Origin of the sequence: Pseudoalteromonas luteoviolacea (assembly GCF_018100925.1) — a bacterium.
Lineage (GTDB): Bacteria > Pseudomonadota > Gammaproteobacteria > Enterobacterales > Alteromonadaceae > Pseudoalteromonas > Pseudoalteromonas obscura.
In genome coordinates, this window is record NZ_JAGJEH010000013.1 from 112,158 (window position 1) to 127,790 (window position 15,633).

The 15,633-nt window shown below is 44.3% G+C and carries 10 protein-coding genes; 3 read left to right on the plus strand and 7 right to left on the minus strand.

Annotated elements, in window-relative coordinates:
• Nucleotides 1–10: 10 nt before the first annotated feature.
• The 5 genes from J8M00_RS23375 to fabR form a co-directional block, all read right to left on the minus strand.
• Nucleotides 11–883: a GEVED domain-containing protein gene (locus J8M00_RS23375; RefSeq protein WP_211012855.1), complete on the minus strand. Its 873-nt coding sequence runs from the start codon at nucleotides 881–883 to the stop codon at nucleotides 11–13.
• 10 nt (nucleotides 884–893) lie between these two features.
• Nucleotides 894–2,141, minus strand: a complete 1,248-nt coding sequence (locus tag J8M00_RS23380; protein WP_211012856.1) for a hypothetical protein — start codon at nucleotides 2,139–2,141, stop codon at nucleotides 894–896.
• Between the two features lie 51 nt (nucleotides 2,142–2,192).
• On the minus strand, nucleotides 2,193–4,217 hold the full coding sequence (locus J8M00_RS23385) for a Hint domain-containing protein (protein WP_211012857.1): 2,025 nt from the start codon (nucleotides 4,215–4,217) through the stop codon (nucleotides 2,193–2,195).
• Nucleotides 4,218–4,302: 85 nt separating this feature from the next.
• Nucleotides 4,303–7,629: a M4 family metallopeptidase gene (locus J8M00_RS23390; RefSeq protein WP_211012858.1), complete on the minus strand. Its 3,327-nt coding sequence runs from the start codon at nucleotides 7,627–7,629 to the stop codon at nucleotides 4,303–4,305.
• Nucleotides 7,630–8,084: 455 nt separating this feature from the next.
• Entirely contained in the window at nucleotides 8,085–8,696 is a 612-nt protein-coding gene (gene fabR, locus J8M00_RS23395; RefSeq protein WP_211012859.1) for an HTH-type transcriptional repressor FabR, read from the minus strand.
• A 110-nt stretch (nucleotides 8,697–8,806) separates the two neighbouring features.
• On the opposite strand from fabR, the gene J8M00_RS23400 reads away from it, so the two are divergent.
• On the plus strand, nucleotides 8,807–9,940 hold the full coding sequence (locus J8M00_RS23400; protein ID WP_211012890.1) for an acyl-CoA desaturase: 1,134 nt from the start codon (nucleotides 8,807–8,809) through the stop codon (nucleotides 9,938–9,940).
• A gap of 45 nt (nucleotides 9,941–9,985) precedes the next feature.
• Nucleotides 9,986–11,422 (plus strand): Si-specific NAD(P)(+) transhydrogenase, encoded by a 1,437-nt coding sequence (gene sthA / locus J8M00_RS23405; protein WP_211012860.1) that lies wholly within the window; start codon nucleotides 9,986–9,988, stop codon nucleotides 11,420–11,422.
• Nucleotides 11,423–11,459: 37 nt separating this feature from the next.
• On the opposite strand, the gene J8M00_RS23410 is transcribed toward sthA, so the two are convergent.
• Both J8M00_RS23410 and J8M00_RS23415 read right to left on the minus strand, forming a co-directional pair.
• Nucleotides 11,460–12,719, minus strand: coding sequence for a hypothetical protein (locus J8M00_RS23410; protein ID WP_247687528.1), 1,260 nt, complete (start codon nucleotides 12,717–12,719; stop codon nucleotides 11,460–11,462).
• Nucleotides 12,712–13,404 (minus strand): methylamine utilization protein, encoded by a 693-nt coding sequence (locus J8M00_RS23415; protein WP_247687529.1) that lies wholly within the window; start codon nucleotides 13,402–13,404, stop codon nucleotides 12,712–12,714. Before J8M00_RS23415 ends, J8M00_RS23410 begins: the two co-directional genes overlap by 8 nt.
• 162 nt (nucleotides 13,405–13,566) lie before the next feature.
• Here J8M00_RS23415 and J8M00_RS23420 point away from each other — a divergent pair, with 162 nt between their 5' ends.
• Nucleotides 13,567–15,627, plus strand: a complete 2,061-nt coding sequence (locus tag J8M00_RS23420) for a glycoside hydrolase family 97 protein (protein ID WP_211012862.1) — start codon at nucleotides 13,567–13,569, stop codon at nucleotides 15,625–15,627.
• The last annotated feature ends 6 nt before the right edge of the window (nucleotides 15,628–15,633 follow it).

The window sequence follows — 15,633 nt, forward strand, 5'->3', positions numbered from 1 at the left end:
TCATCTTTCCTTAACGAACAGTGATCAGGTAGTCTTCAACTTCGCCATACTGAATACGTCGACAAGCATTATCGGAACCACCACCAGCATCTAATGCGACCCGCATCAAGGTCACGCCCTCTGGGACATCCTTTGGCACATTAAACACAAACTGGAATACCCCATCAGACGCAGATGAATGCATTAATTCATTGTTGTCGAATTCACCATTGTGGTTCCAATCAGCCCAAAGCCTAACTGCAACATAAGAAGGGTACTCAGGAATGACATTGCCAGGTATGACGGTTACTTTTACCGCCCGGTTTGCAGGCAATGTCACGACTTTTCCTGATACCACAGTGTGCTCGTGAGAGCCTGACATATGCTCAAACTCTTCAATTTTGACACCTTCAATCCACTCCCACTCACTACCAAAGCTGGTATTTGCGCAGTATTTGTGTTTTAAAACCGCTGTTTTTAAAGCCACCGCCTGATACTCTGGCGGCATCAGTGTGCATGCTTGGTTTTCGCTGGTTCCTGCCGTCCACTCATAGGGGTTAGTAAAGTCTTCGTTGGCAAAGGTCACATACTGCGCTTGGCCCGCGGCAACCTTGGTTTGAGATAGCCATAGCTGTTGCAGCTGTTGAAGCTTTTGTTCTTTAGGAATGATCTCTCTGGTATCAAACATTTGTTCCCACATTTCAACCAACAGACCGTCATAACACTTTTTCATCCAAGCAAACCGGCCTTGGGCCTCCGTGGTTGTGAGCATATCGCCCAACTCACTGTACTTGGCATTTTCAATGAGTTCGTCCGCAGGAGTTTGCGCTTGTACACTTGCTGCGAGCAACGATGAAGCAAGCGCAATTGAAGAAACATAATTGCTCTTAGTTAGCTTTTTCATAATGGTGTCCTTACTTTAATACATCGCTGATCGCACTATAATCTCTATAGTAAGCGAGATTGCCTGATTCATAGTCGATGCAATAATTGCCCTCGGGATTGCGCTCGCAATAATCAACCATATCTGCAAACAAGTTTGCGTTTGCACGGCTTGAGCTCTCGATTTGCTGGAGTTGATTTAATTGTTCTGGCGAGAATTGGGCAGCGTAATAACGCTGTAGATTTTTCGCTCTGCGATAGGTCAGGCGCTCTTCTATCCAACGTGCTGTCAATTCTTTTATCACCAACTTCGTTAGGTAGTTTACTGGCGTATAACCCGCGTCGGGGATCAACTGCTGCAGCGCAGCACCAGAATCTAAGTACTTAGTGATATAGCTTTCAGTGATGTTGTAATCATCTAAAGAGTCAAACTGATTAATGTAGTCAGTTTTTAAGTAGTTGACCGCCGCTTCAAATAGGTTGAAACACGGTTCAGGGTTGAGCAGCGTACAGCGCATGATGCCATTTGGAATGATATTGAGTAATCGGTTAGGATCTCCACCACTTTGGTAGCCACTGATAGAGATTTTGACCGATTGACGTTTTTCTTCATCAATTTTTTGTAGCTGTCCATCTACCTTAACTTTGCCGATCCAATCAACACTCAGATAACCGCCAATTTTTCGCTTATCTTGCTCATTGCGATATTCTATCTTCATGTTGATAACAACATTTGACCCATATGCAAAACCTTGCACAAAACCATCACCCAAGTTGGCCGCTTTGTTTCCAGGATAAGCCTGAGCTAACTCTTTGGCTGCTTGCGTCGGTTGATAGCCAGCATCGCCGGTCGGCATCAAAATACGAGACTTAGGCTTTACCGACGAATAGACACTGTAAGTGCCCGTATATCTATCAGCACTGATATCTTTTGCGTAATTTGCCCCAGCGTCAACGCGTACAGCGGGGAACTTAAAGCCCGCATCCACTTTACCATCGATCAATTTAAGTGCCTGTTCATAACTCAGATCAACACCGACTCTAAAGTCAATATTGGTATTTCCAAGGTGTTCAACTGCGACTCCTTGAACTGACTGAAGGCCTAATAAAACATCCCCTTTACTTTGATATGCCGTTCCGAGCGGTACTAGATCTATGCTCTTTGCCTCGCCAGACAACGCCTTCAATTCACTTAAAGTCTTTGGGGTTTCAGATATTTGAGCAGTGGCTGGAACTGCTGACAAAGCCAGCGCAAGGCTAATGAAATTGTATTTTTTCATTTGTTTTCACTCCGTGAAGAGGCCTGAATAAGGCCTCTGCTAGTTTGTGTCCTACTTGTTGAGGCTATTAAGGTAGTCTTTGTGCCATGCTTCAGGAATGCGCTTGAGGACGTCTTGCTCTGTTTCAACAAGCTCTTCAAATTCATTGTCGGTTTGCATTGCTAAATCACCGACCTGTAGGCCATTTGCAAACATTGAGAATGTTTCACCTGGACTGTGATTTGGGTCATCTGCGGTTCTGGCTAGTTTCAAGTTATATACATGCTCATTGTATTTCTGTTCTTTAACCTGAGTGATCAACTCCAGCCCTGACGCCGTGCGGATACGATCACCAACTTGAACTTTATTGGCCCATGAAGATACACCCGACTGTGTAACTACTGGGTGAGATTCAGTGAGTAATAACTCTTTGCCAGACTCAGTCGTTAGCTTGATCATTGGCTGACTTTCAGAGCCGATGGAAATATCCTTAATTTCAAGCGGTATATGAACATTTGGCGCAAACTGGCTAGCACCTAAAACTGTTTCACCAACACTCAACTGCTCAATGGCTAGCTCTTTGCCGTTGGCAAGCTTAATCATTGTTCCTTTTGCCAAACAGCTAAATACCATTTGCAGCGGAGGATGCTCAATATCTTTCCAAGACTGATCATCAGGCATATCCGCACTACCAACAACGTACGAATATCTTCTGGTCATTTTGCGCGGCCCTCTTGTCTCCTCACTTTCAATTGACAGGTTCATGATCCAGTGTGCATCTTCATAACGGCCATATAGTCGCGCATCACCAAAGATCCCTTTCGATCTAGGAATATTCCACGAAATACGCGTCATATCAAAAGTCATCGAACCAACTTTTTTGGTAAAATATTTCAGGTTAATATGATCAGAAAACAAATGGTTTGAGCCCTGATATCCACCGCCGAGTGCAGTTGCACCGCCAAGCTCTTTAGTTTGGATAAAGATCTCAGTACCATGGTACAGCTCTACCGGCCTTTCACCTTTTGGATCAATGGTATAAGTTGGGTTGCCATTGTCGTCAAAGGTGACATTTTTTGTCGACCAATCAGGGCGATAGATCTTAGTAACACGGCCCATGACATCTCTATATCCAGTAAATGGTACAACTGCTTTAATTTGGTCGTTAGGTGTACCGGGATCGTAATATGCGTCAATATCACAGTCATCGTAACGGCGGTTTAAACAAACTTTGATGCGATTATTAGTTGGGTTAGCATTGTCAATTTCTTTTCTGTCAACTGGCGCTGTCACCCCTTTCTCAAGTAAGCTTGCACCAATCTGTGTGTAGCTGCTTGCAGGCTGGATTGTCATCTCTGCCGTTGGGTCGAATACTTCCAAGCCTTGTCCTTCAGCAGTGTTTCTTACGTAGCCAAGATCTGCTAGCAATGTATCTTTTGAATACTCCATCGACATCTGCTTCGTTTCTGCCACTTCAACGCCGCTAGCATTGATATACGTAACGGTAACCCAAGCATTGGCAAAGATTTGTTCCGCGGCCATCAACTTCGGTAAAATATCTCTAAGTCTACCAACAGAAGTAATATCCATACGCTTCTTAGTGACACCTTCACCCCAATACTCAATAAAACGCGGGATCGTAATAGGCTCGCCATGTTCATTAACCAGCGACAAGTCTAAAAACGTATATGTCGTCGGGGCTGTTTCACTGTTTATCGCAGAGATAATAACGTAGTCATTGCCGTTGGAATCAGTGGCTGTTCTAAAACCCATGTCAGTAAAAAAAGAGCAGACTTTCTCGTTATCGCATTCCGTGTTTGCCGGATTTGCCAAGCCGGATACGCTGGCAATGCCCATCTCTGATTGACTCGCTTGGTTTATGTCCGTGGTCTTTAACACATGAAATAAATGCGGACGGTTTTTTTCATTGATGCCATGTTGCGCCAAACGCTGAGATACCTGCTCATACGTACTGAGCGACGCATCCGGTTGCACAATTGTCTGCAGATTTAGGTTTTCGACGGAGATGGGGTTCGCTACAGCGACAAACGAAGCTCCTCCCAAAGCAGCAATCACTGCTAGGCTAACAAGTTTCATAAAGTTTCCTTTTAGATTAGTGATACAAGGTAGCTCGTAGGCAAAGGAACCTTTGCCTACATGACTGCGAGCGGTTATTTATTGATTAGTATTTAACTTTGATACGAAAATCATGTATTTCGCCGTAATCGAACAAACTACATGAGTCCTTTTTATAAGTATTTTCCGCGGGGTACTCTTCTAGTTTTGCACGTATATAAAAGTCTTTTGACCATTCGAGCCAAGATACGCGTGGTAATGAAATGGACTTTGTGGCTTTGATCCGACAATACTCACTACCTGAAATAGAGCGACACTCACTGTTGTCTAGCCAATAGCTATAGTTTGGATCATTGTCAAAGCTCGACTCCGACTCCACAAACTTGCCATCACTATCTTTATCCAACCAAATTGTGAACCTCACACCTCGGTTAGCGTTCTCAAGTAGCCGCTCTGCTGTTGAACGGGGGATCAGGTTAGTGGCAATTTCTACACTTAAATTGGACCGTTGCTCCGCTTCAAAGTTTGACGCAATAAATTTGCTATAGCCTTGAGGGTTATGCCCTTGTGCGTTGGTCAATGTCGCCAGTTCAGTAGAGTATCTGAACAACTTAATTTCATCGATAAAAAATACCCCAGCATTGGCACTGTTACTGATTTTTGCTGGACACTCATCCACTTTGGACAAGGTAATTTGGTCAAACTTGGTATCCGACTCACTGTTGTCCGCATACCGTACTTCTAGCGACACATTAAATGTGCCACCTGCTGAAGGATAGCTCACAATACTCGGGTCTTTTTCCGTGCTGGTTTTATTATCAAAACCGAAACGCCACAGATACTGAGCTGACTTATCGACATTGAGCTGCGAGGTATTGATAAATTTTACGCGATTATTATCAAGAGGTTGAATTTCAAAGTCTGAAATAATTGGCAAGTTTTTAGAATCAATATCTAACATCACATCCAACACTTGACCATTATCAACTACACCACAACCATCCCAAATATAGTAGTCAAATTCATTGGTCGTTATGGCGATACGTAACACCCCCATGCCTGATGTGGCTTTTTGGCTAACTTTGAATGAAACAGAGTCACCAGTAATTTTCTGGTTGCGCAGGACCTCGTCTTCACTTTCAATCAAACCATTCTTGTTATAGTCGAAGAATACGGATACCAGCTTACCTGTTAAATCCTGTGAAAAGTTAAGTACGTAGTCACGATTTTTTGCCAGCGCACGCGGTGCTGCAAATTGTGCTGTATATCCCGCAGGTAAATCATTTATTTGATGACCACCAAAAGAGAGTGACGTGCTGTGCAGAAGGTCGCTGTTCGTGTACGGTGCGCAAGATTGTGCTTTACGGCTAAAAAAGTGATTAAAAGCGCTGCGCGATGTGCCATCTATAGTCGTAACATCAATAGAAAAGCGCATTAATTTATCTTCAGTGACCACTTTTTTCCGCTTTAAAAATGGGTAGATTGCCGTATTGTCACTGCGGCGCCACTTTTCAACTTGGCCATCACCCCAAAAGATATCGATTTGCGAGATCGTATTACTATCTAGTCGGCTTAAGTCATAGTTCACGGTATTGTAGTTTAACCAAGTATCGGCATCTAACGTTGATAAGCCAATTCCGGTTGAAATCCCAACCCCAGCTAAACTGTCTGAAACGTTTGCAGCGATGGCTGAAGCAGGTTTATCTGCAACGGTCATGTGCTCAGTCTGGTCTAACAGGCAGTAGCCAAACTCATTGATTGATATACCTGAAAACAAGCATTGCGCCGCGTTCGCCCGCAAGAACAAGCTATAAGCATCTTGGATACTCCACCCATGGGTTTTAACAAGCTCGTAGAATGCTTTTCTTAAGACCCCCCCATTGTCATGGCCCGTTTTAGTACTGGTAAAGTCTTTCCAGTGATCAATACTCCTGCCATCCCAAGACGGTAATTCAAAATATCGTGCAGGTAGATCAGCGGCCATAACATCCCAGCCATACCACCACTTGCGATTGTTAGTATATTGTCCGGGTTGTTCAAAAAATAAATCCAAAAATGGTTGAGATTGCGTATATGAACCGCTCGATGCATGCTGATAATAATCGAGCGCAGCAATGGCCGCGATGTCCGACATACCTTCATTAATTGCGCGGTCGATATCGCCATTGCCCAATGATGAGTTCCATTGTGTAATAGCGTGCGCCGCCTCGTGGGCAACAATTCCTAGTCCAGTCAATGAATAAAACTCATAGCCCCCGTTACCTGGACCATAATTGGCATAAGTGCCATCCCACGATGCGTAGTTGGATCCTAAGATGGTATGTTTGTTTACTTTCTGTAATAACGGTTTAATGCAGTAACCCGTATCCGAGCAGTCTTGCACTTGTGCGGGAAAAATCTTTCTCAGGTTTTTATGGAAAAACTGCATCACCAACCCCGCATTAAAATGTGCTTCGTTGGCTGCACTGTAGCTATAGTAAGTGCCGTAGGTAGAGTCTATTTCAGCTTTATCGTAGTTTTCATTATTGTTCTGGCATAGATATGAAACAGGCTCAGTTTCTGAGATTTTTGCATCAAAGGTCGTAACATAAGGGTTTTCAAGAATACAGCGTTGTTGAGATTTTTTAATTACATAGGGGTAGCCATTAAACTCTGCAAAAATGGCATCGGCATCTAAATCCTCAAACAATAACTCTTTACCTACCGGCGACGTATCGTCAAATTGGTAACGTGTACAATTTTGCATACTATTGGGGCTAGGCGAATAACACACCGCTCCTAATTTGAAGCTTCCCCCTATGCCACCGCCAACTTGATAGCCGCTGTTAGATAAAGGGCTCGGAGTGAAAGCATATTGCGTATTGTCATATTGAGAAATCACTTTGAGATCAATTGCACTCAGTATTAGCGTCTCATGACGGTCTTTAAACCAAGCTTCTATTTGAATCACAGGTAACAGCTGTTTATCTTGCAAAACGTACGCTTTTTGCGTCTCAACTCTTTGCGCATTTCGGACAATCTCCATTTGCTGCACCACTTGCTGCAAAGCCGAGGTTGTCATGCTGTGATACTCAGTTGGGAGCTTCGCAACCACGCCTTTTATCCATTTCCCCATTGTTTGACGGATTGACCCATCTGCATTGCGCGCAATAACCAAGTTACTGTCTAAGATAGGAAATGCCCCATAAAAAGCTTGATAGTGTTGGTAAACTGAAGTCGTCCCAACTGATTTCGTCAACCGATATTGGATGTTGTCACCTAGGTTAGATCTATTAGCCGTAACTTCGGATTGTGGCTTTATTGCGACGGCGCGCTCGATCTCATGCCATAGATACTGCTTATTGTAGAGAGGTGTTGATTCTACTGAGGCAAAAGCATTAGAAACAATGAGTATACTCAAAGATAGACCAAGCAAAACATCTACACGTTTCATACAATTTATCCTTTTAATTGTAGTGAGCAGAATGTTAACAATGTAACATTATTCAAGTTGTTTTGATCATATTTTATACTACAGCACTCTTTGGATGTATAGAGTAATTACATCAAAATGAGCAAAAAACATCATTAAATTAATTTTTGATAAACTCAAAATTAACAAAAAACAAACAAAACCACCGAAAGAAACGCAAAAAAGGCAACAAAATCAAGTTTTAGATACAGGGACAAATTTAAATAAGACAGAAAATAACAATATTGCTATTAATTAAATTGACAAGTAAGGGAAAGTACTGCAGTTATCTGGGATTGTACTCAAAATTACACTGTCATCCAGAGAAGCCGTATTCTTACTGAATATGCCGTGATCGCAAATGAGCATTTGCATGCATATGAGCCTGCTAGGTTTTTTCACAACCCTAGAGGCTGCCGAGTCACCACTTAACGAAATTAAGAGTGGTTCTTTTGATAACCCGCCGCACCTTTAGCAATATAACGCAGCTGCCATATCAGTCTGGCAGTTAGCTCTGCCCGTTGCTGCTGATCCTGATCAAGCGCCTCTGCGCCTGAGCTAAATACCAAAGTCACCATTGCTTCTGCCTGCATATAAGCGTGATGCGCATCGACTTTAGTTTCAGACTCTAAATAATGAGCCAACTCCAATATAAAATGCTTTATCTCTCTGGCTACGGCAGCGCGAAACGCGGGGGAGGTGCCCGATCGCTCTCTCAGCAATAGCCGGAATTGGTTACTAGACGTTTCGATAAACTCCATAAATGTCTGCACAGATGTATCAATGACACTACCACCACTGGCAATGCGCCTTCGTGCTTGGCGCATTAGCTGTCTTAGTGTAAGTCCCGCTTCATCGACTAGGGTCAGCCCCAATTCATTCATGTCCTTGAAATGACGATAAAAAGACGTGGGCGCAATCCCCGCTTCTCGTGCCACTTCACGTAAGCTCAAGTTAGAAAAGCTATGCTCAGCACTGAGCTGATTGAATGCCGCCTCAATCAATGCTTGTCGAGTTTTTTGTTTTTGTTGTGCACGCACACCTGACATCAATGCCCCCTACTTTATTTCACTCAATACGCTAATTGGGCAGTCTAATACTTGACGGCACAAGAATGAAATACTATTTTAGCGTACAAGTGTACGCTGAGATTTTAAAAATGAAAAAACCGCCTATTATTTGGACTAATGTGATATTTTTTAGTCTGTCTTTTTTAGCCGCCGTCACGCTGGTACCTTGGTACGGCTATGAGTACGGTTATACGTTCACCCATTGGGTCGCATTTATCGCATGTATGTTTTACGCTGGCATGTCGATCACCGCTGGTTATCACCGCCTTTGGGCACATAAAGCCTATGAAACACATCCCGTGATCCAGGTTATTTTTGCACTTGGTGGTGCATTTGCGCTGCAAAATAGCATCTTACATTGGAGTAGTGATCATCGCGTTCATCACGGTCAAGTCGATGATCCTGTGAAAGACCCGTATGCCGCAACTCGTGGCTTTTGGTATAGCCATATAGGTTGGATGCTGCGTGACTACCAAGGTGACAATTATGGCGACTACAGCAATGCACGAGACCTACAGCGCAATAAGATCGTTATGTGGCAACACAAGCACTACCTCAAATTGGTTCTGCTCACCAACATTGGTATTCCACTATTACTTGGCTTAGCACTCGGTGATATCGTTGGCATGCTGTTGCTTGCCGGTGTATTACGTTTAGTTTTGTCGCAGCACTTCACTTTTTTCATTAACTCGCTGGCGCACATTTGGGGCAGCCGCCCTTATACCGAAAAAAATACCGCCCGAGATAATGGTTTCTTAGCCTTGCTCACATATGGTGAGGGCTATCATAACTTCCATCATATTTTCGCCAGTGACTACCGTAATGGGATCCGCTGGTACCACTACGATCCAACCAAGTGGATGATTGGTGTTTTATCTTACCTAGGCCTTGCCAGTAAGTTAAAACGTACACCAGTAGAGCGCATTGAAAAAGCCAAAGCAGAAACCTTGTTGAATAAAACGAAAGTTACGCTTGCAAAATTGCCTTTAGCACAAGATAAGCTTACATTGTTACAGCAAGAATATGATTTGCTTTTGAAAAAGTTACAGAATTTCTGTGCAATCCAAAAGCAATTACTCGAAGCTAAAAAACATGCCGTTTTAGAACAGTGTGAACAATCAGCACTGCACAAACAATATTCAGAGTTAGAGCAGGCTTGGCATACACAAAAGCAGGCATGGTTGGCATTAAACTCGAGGCTGTTAAAAGGCGCAACAAGCTAGCTGCGCACCTAAACGGCCTCCCAATTGAGCAAGTAAGGCGAGGCCGTGACTAAATCCAAACAACAACCCAGTGAGCAACCACCGCAATCATTTCAGTATGACGCCATCATCATAGGAACTGGGCCCGGTGGCGAAGGGGCTGCGATGAACTTATCAAAGAGTCAACGCAAAGTTGCCGTGATAGAGAAGCAAACCGCGGTTGGTGGTGGATGTGTTCACTGGGGCACTATTCCTTCAAAAGCGCTTAGGCATTCTGTTAGCCGATTAATTGAATATAAAGCAAATCCCCTATATCGATTTACTGAACGTCCTAAGCGGTTAACCTTTCAAGATATTTTAAATCATGCCAGTGACGTGATTGGCAAACAGTCTTCACTGCGCTCCAGCTTTTACGACAGAAATCGCATTCACCTTTTCCAAGGTGAAGCCAGCTTTATCGATGCTAATACGGTCAAAGTGACTCACCTTGATGGCTCGCAAGATGTGCTTACAGCAAAAACCATTGTCATTGCCACAGGCTCAAGACCATACCGCCCACCTGAAATTAACTTTGATCACCCAAGGGTGTATGACAGCGATACAATTTTACGCCTAGAGCACAACCCACAACGGGTGATCGTATACGGCGCTGGTGTGATTGGCTGTGAATATGCCTCAATCTTTAAAGGCTTAGGTGCTAAAGTAGACTTGATCAATACACGTGATCGACTTCTTTCATTCATGGATGATGAAATATCAGATGCACTGAGCTATCACTTTTGGAACAGCGGTATTGTGATCCGTCATAATGAAGAGTTTGCCAAAGTAGAAACCAGTGACAAAGGCGTTATTCTACATCTTCAATCGGGTAAAAAAGTGAAAGCTGATTGTATCCTGTGGGCCAATGGTAGAACAGGTAATACCGATAGTTTAAACCTCGAGGCTGTAGGTCTTAAAGCCGATGGGCGCGGTCAATTACGCGTCAATGAATACTACCAAACACAGGTTGAGAATATCTACGCTGTGGGTGACGTGATCGGCTATCCAAGTCTTGCCAGTGCGGCATTTGATCAAGGTCGAATTGCTGCCAATGCGATTGCCAATGGGCAGTGTGACGAACGCTTAATCACCGACATCCCAACTGGGATTTATACCATTCCAGAAATGAGCTCAGTCGGCAAGACAGAGCAAGAGCTCACAGCTGCCAAAATACCCTATGAAGTTGGTAGAGCTCAGTTTAAACACCTTGCTCGTGCACAAATTGCCAGCACAGAAGTAGGCAGTTTAAAAATATTGTTTCACACAAAAACCAAAGAAATATTGGGTATTCATTGCTTTGGTGAGCGTGCTTCCGAAATTGTACACATTGGTCAAGCCATTATGGAACAAAAAGGAGAAGGCAATAATGTCGAGTATTTCGTCAATACCACCTTCAACTACCCTACTATGGCAGAAGCCTACCGAGTTGCTGCACTTAACGGTCTCAACAGGCTATGTGACTAGCTGACTGTCGTTGCGGCTGAAATCAATCAGCCGCAAACTAAAAGCGATACTCTCCACTCACTCGCCACAATTGTTCAATTTGGCGAGTTGGCAAGTTATCGTCAGCACGATTGGCCACTTTGGTTTCTAGATACTGAAATTCAGCGCCAAATCGCCAGCTCTCTGAAAATCGCCATTTAACCGTTGCAGTAATAGCACCGCCATCACTGTCATTGGGGTCAAAGGCCCAATGATCCATATCTTTGACTTTAAACTGCTCGATGCGGCCACTCACCCGATATTCTTGCCAACGGTGTGTCAATAGGACGAATTGGCTGTCAAAATCATTGTCTACACCCCGAGAAAAACCCATTGCCGTATTGCCTGACATGGCTTGCGCAATGAGATGGGTGCGTTTTGTAATCTTATATTTATAGGCTAGGCTCCAAAATTTTGTATCCCAAGCATATTGCCCTGTGTGGTAATTGACCACCCCGGGATCACCATTATTATCGTACCAATAGGCTCGTAAATCATGACGGTTCTGATAGCTCCAATGCGCACCAACATAATAGCCAAAGCGCCCATCAATTTCGGTAAAAGGCTCTATTTGCCATGCCTGTTTACGTAGCTGGGGCGCTCTAAATCCTGCAGTTGGTCTTAAGGCCAAAGCTTCATTGAATACGGACTGTCTATCGTGGGGCGCAAAGCCACGCCATGCCAACACTGCGCCTAAAGGATCATTGCCCTTATAAACACCCGCCAGCCACTGCCAATTGTGCGCACTCTGTTTGGCTAATCGTTTACCGCTACGCTTCACACTGGCCTCTAAGCCAAACGCTCTAAGTTCTTCACCAAGCCAAGCATTTAGCGCGGAATAGCTATAGTTATAGGGTGACGACCATCCAATATCAGGATTTTCCAACGACATCTTTGGATAAAAGCCACCAACGCGTAATTGTGGCTGATAAGCTCCCCTTGTCACGGGTTTATACTCGACAAAAAGCTCTGTAAACCCCACTTTATCATCAGGATCTGGCACGTACTGCAAGCTACTGTGCGCCGACCAACTAGAGCCTATTTCAAAGCGAGACTGCACCAACGCTCTGCTAATATTGACCCCATCTTCACCTTGACCAAAACGATTGACCGATGCGCCTCGAGAGTACCAAGATGGGTAGGCACTCGTCGATTGCCAATTTGCTTGCACGACCCCTTTATGCTGCCCAGCGTAACTTTGACTGGACACACTGCTAAAGCCAACAAACAGTGCGCACATAGACGGAATGACAAAGATATTTTTTGTGCTGTTATTCATAATCATCAAACTCATCTGAAAAGTCTTCTTTCAGCTCAAACAAAGACTGATTGAGCTGATAGGTTAAGGTAAATGTATTTGGCAGCGATTTTAGTTGCTTGCGCTCCGGCTGATCCAAATTGGCAAATCCTTCATGCCACACATTAATGACCAATTCTGATTGCAACTGTTCTGGCATATCGATGACAGCTTTACCGTGTTCATCTGTCACCGCGAAATAGGTCGAGTCGACCACCAGAATGTAGCCGAGCATCCAGTCATGGATATTGCACCCCAGTTCGACTACACCGGTATTGCCAAAGGTTAAGGATTGTGGATTGTCGCGGTACAACTTAAATTCAAACGGTTGTGCGGCTGAAAATGAATAGACATGATGCAAAATCGAGTCATAGTTTGGAAAAGAGACCTCCGCACCTTTTGGTACAACTAAGATATGCGGTGTGAATGCCCGATCTTTTTGCCCCATTTTATAACTTTGCTTGAGCGTGTTTTGCTTCAAAGTAAGTTGTTTACTTTCAAACCACACCACAGCTTCTTTCACTGGCTTCCCATCCTTGCCCGTAACGTTAAGTGTCAATGGTTTTGCCACCCCCATTGAAGACATCAAACAAGCACTTAGGGCCACTCCGTATTGCCACCGAGCACGCTTTGTTATTGCTTTATTTACTTGCTGCTGAAATTGCATTGAGCACAATCCTTATCTGGCCTTATTTTTCATTTGAGTATAGACCGGACGACGCAAATAATGCATTCATCGCATTTTAAATTTGAATACGTATGCAAACCATTCAGAGAGGCAAAATTTGTCCGTAAGCTAGCCATAACCAGTTGCCTATATGGAAAAAACATGCGCTATTCAAATTCACTTTGCTCTACCATAGGTTTCGTTGCCAGCTTATTGTCATTGACATCCACTGTACACGCAGCCAGTTTTAAAGTCTCTTCACCGGATCAGCAGCTCACGGTAACCATCAGTGATGATGGTTCACAGCCAAAGTATCAAGTCGCTTTCAAAGGACACACGGTGATCAACCCGTCAACGCTTGGGTTTGACTTTGCCAGAGCACCATCAATGAGAGACAACTTGTATATCAGTGCTGTTAAGCGCCAATCAAATAACAACACTTGGCAACAGCCTTGGGGTGAAGCCCGTACGATTGTTGATCACCACAATGAGCTATTGGTCACTTTTGCTGATAAACGTAAAAAAAATACACAATACCGAGTTCGGATCCGCACGTTTAATGATGGACTGGGTTTTCGCTACGAAGTTGATAAAGCGGATGCGAGATATATCACCCGGGAACTCACTGAATTTAGTGTCGCAGACAGCGGTGATAGTCAAGCTTGGTGGATCCCTGCGAGAGGTTGGAATCGTTATGAATATACCTATAACACCACACCACTGCACGATGCTACACATGTCCACACGCCATTTACATTTAGGAATAAACGCGGCGTGCATCTAAGTATCCATGAAGCCGCTCTGGTTGACTATGCAGGCATGACCCTCAATCAACGCAGGCCGGGTACATTTATCAGTGATCTCACCCCATGGTCCGATGGAATAGCGGTCAAAACCAATGGCCGATTCAAGTCTCCATGGCGAACAATACAAGTGGGAGAGCATGCTACCGACTTACTCAACTCTCGCCTAATCTTGAACCTCAATGAACCAAATAAACTGGGTGATGTTTCTTGGGTAGAGCCCGGAAAATACACCGGTATTTGGTGGGGAATGCACATAGGAAAAAACACGTGGGGGAGCGGCGATAAACACGGCGCAACCACTGAGCGAACCAAAGAGTATTTGAGCTTTGCCGCTGAGCATGGTTTTGATGGTGTCTTAGTTGAAGGCTGGAATACTGGTTGGGATGGCGATTGGTTCTTTAATGGCGATGTATTTAGCTTTACCGAGCCCTACCCTGACTTTGATTTTAATGCCATTAAAACCCATGCCGAAAAGGTGGGTGCACGCCTTATCGGCCATCATGAAACATCCGGCAATGTCAGCAACTACCGCAACCAAATGGATGCCGCATTCAAACTGTATGCGCAAAATGGTGTCAGTCAAATTAAAACTGGATATGTCGCAGATGGCGGCAATATCAAACGTATTGATGAGCGTGGACACGCCCGATTTGAGTGGCACGATGGTCAGTTTATGGTCAATGAATATCTCGATAACGTGAAGCTCGCAGCAAAATATAAACTCAGTATCAATACTCATGAACCGATTAAGGATACAGGACTCCGCCGTACATATCCCAACTGGCTAACCCGCGAGGGGGCTCGAGGCCAAGAGTTTAATGCTTGGGGTACCCCTCCAAATCCCCCAGAGCACACCACTATGTTAGCATTCACCCGTATGCTATCTGGACCTATGGATTTTACTCCAGGCATATTTGACATGAGTTTTAACGGTCTAGGTGACAAAACAAACCGCCCACAGACGACACTAGCAAAGCAACTTGCGCTTTATGTAGTCTTGTATAGCCCGGTACAAATGGCAGCCGATCTACCTGAAAACTACCTTGCAAGACCTGACGCCTTTCAGTTTATCAAAGACGTCCCAACCGATTGGGAAAACAGTATCGCCTTGGCAGGTGAGGTTGGCGACTATGTGGTGTTTGCACGACAAGAACGCGCGCGTGGAAAATACACTGGTAAAGACTGGTATTTAGGTGCTATCACCGATGAACATGCGCGAGATATCAAAGTCAAACTAGACTTTTTAGCAGCCGATCAGCGCTACGAAGCACACATATACCGAGATGGTAAAAATGCCAACTGGCAGCAGAACCCGTATGCATTAGACATCCAAAAACAAATCGTCACAGCCGAAGATACCCTGTCATTGCAACTGGCCACTAGCGGAGGCACAGCAATACGATTTAAAGCCCTGTAACATATC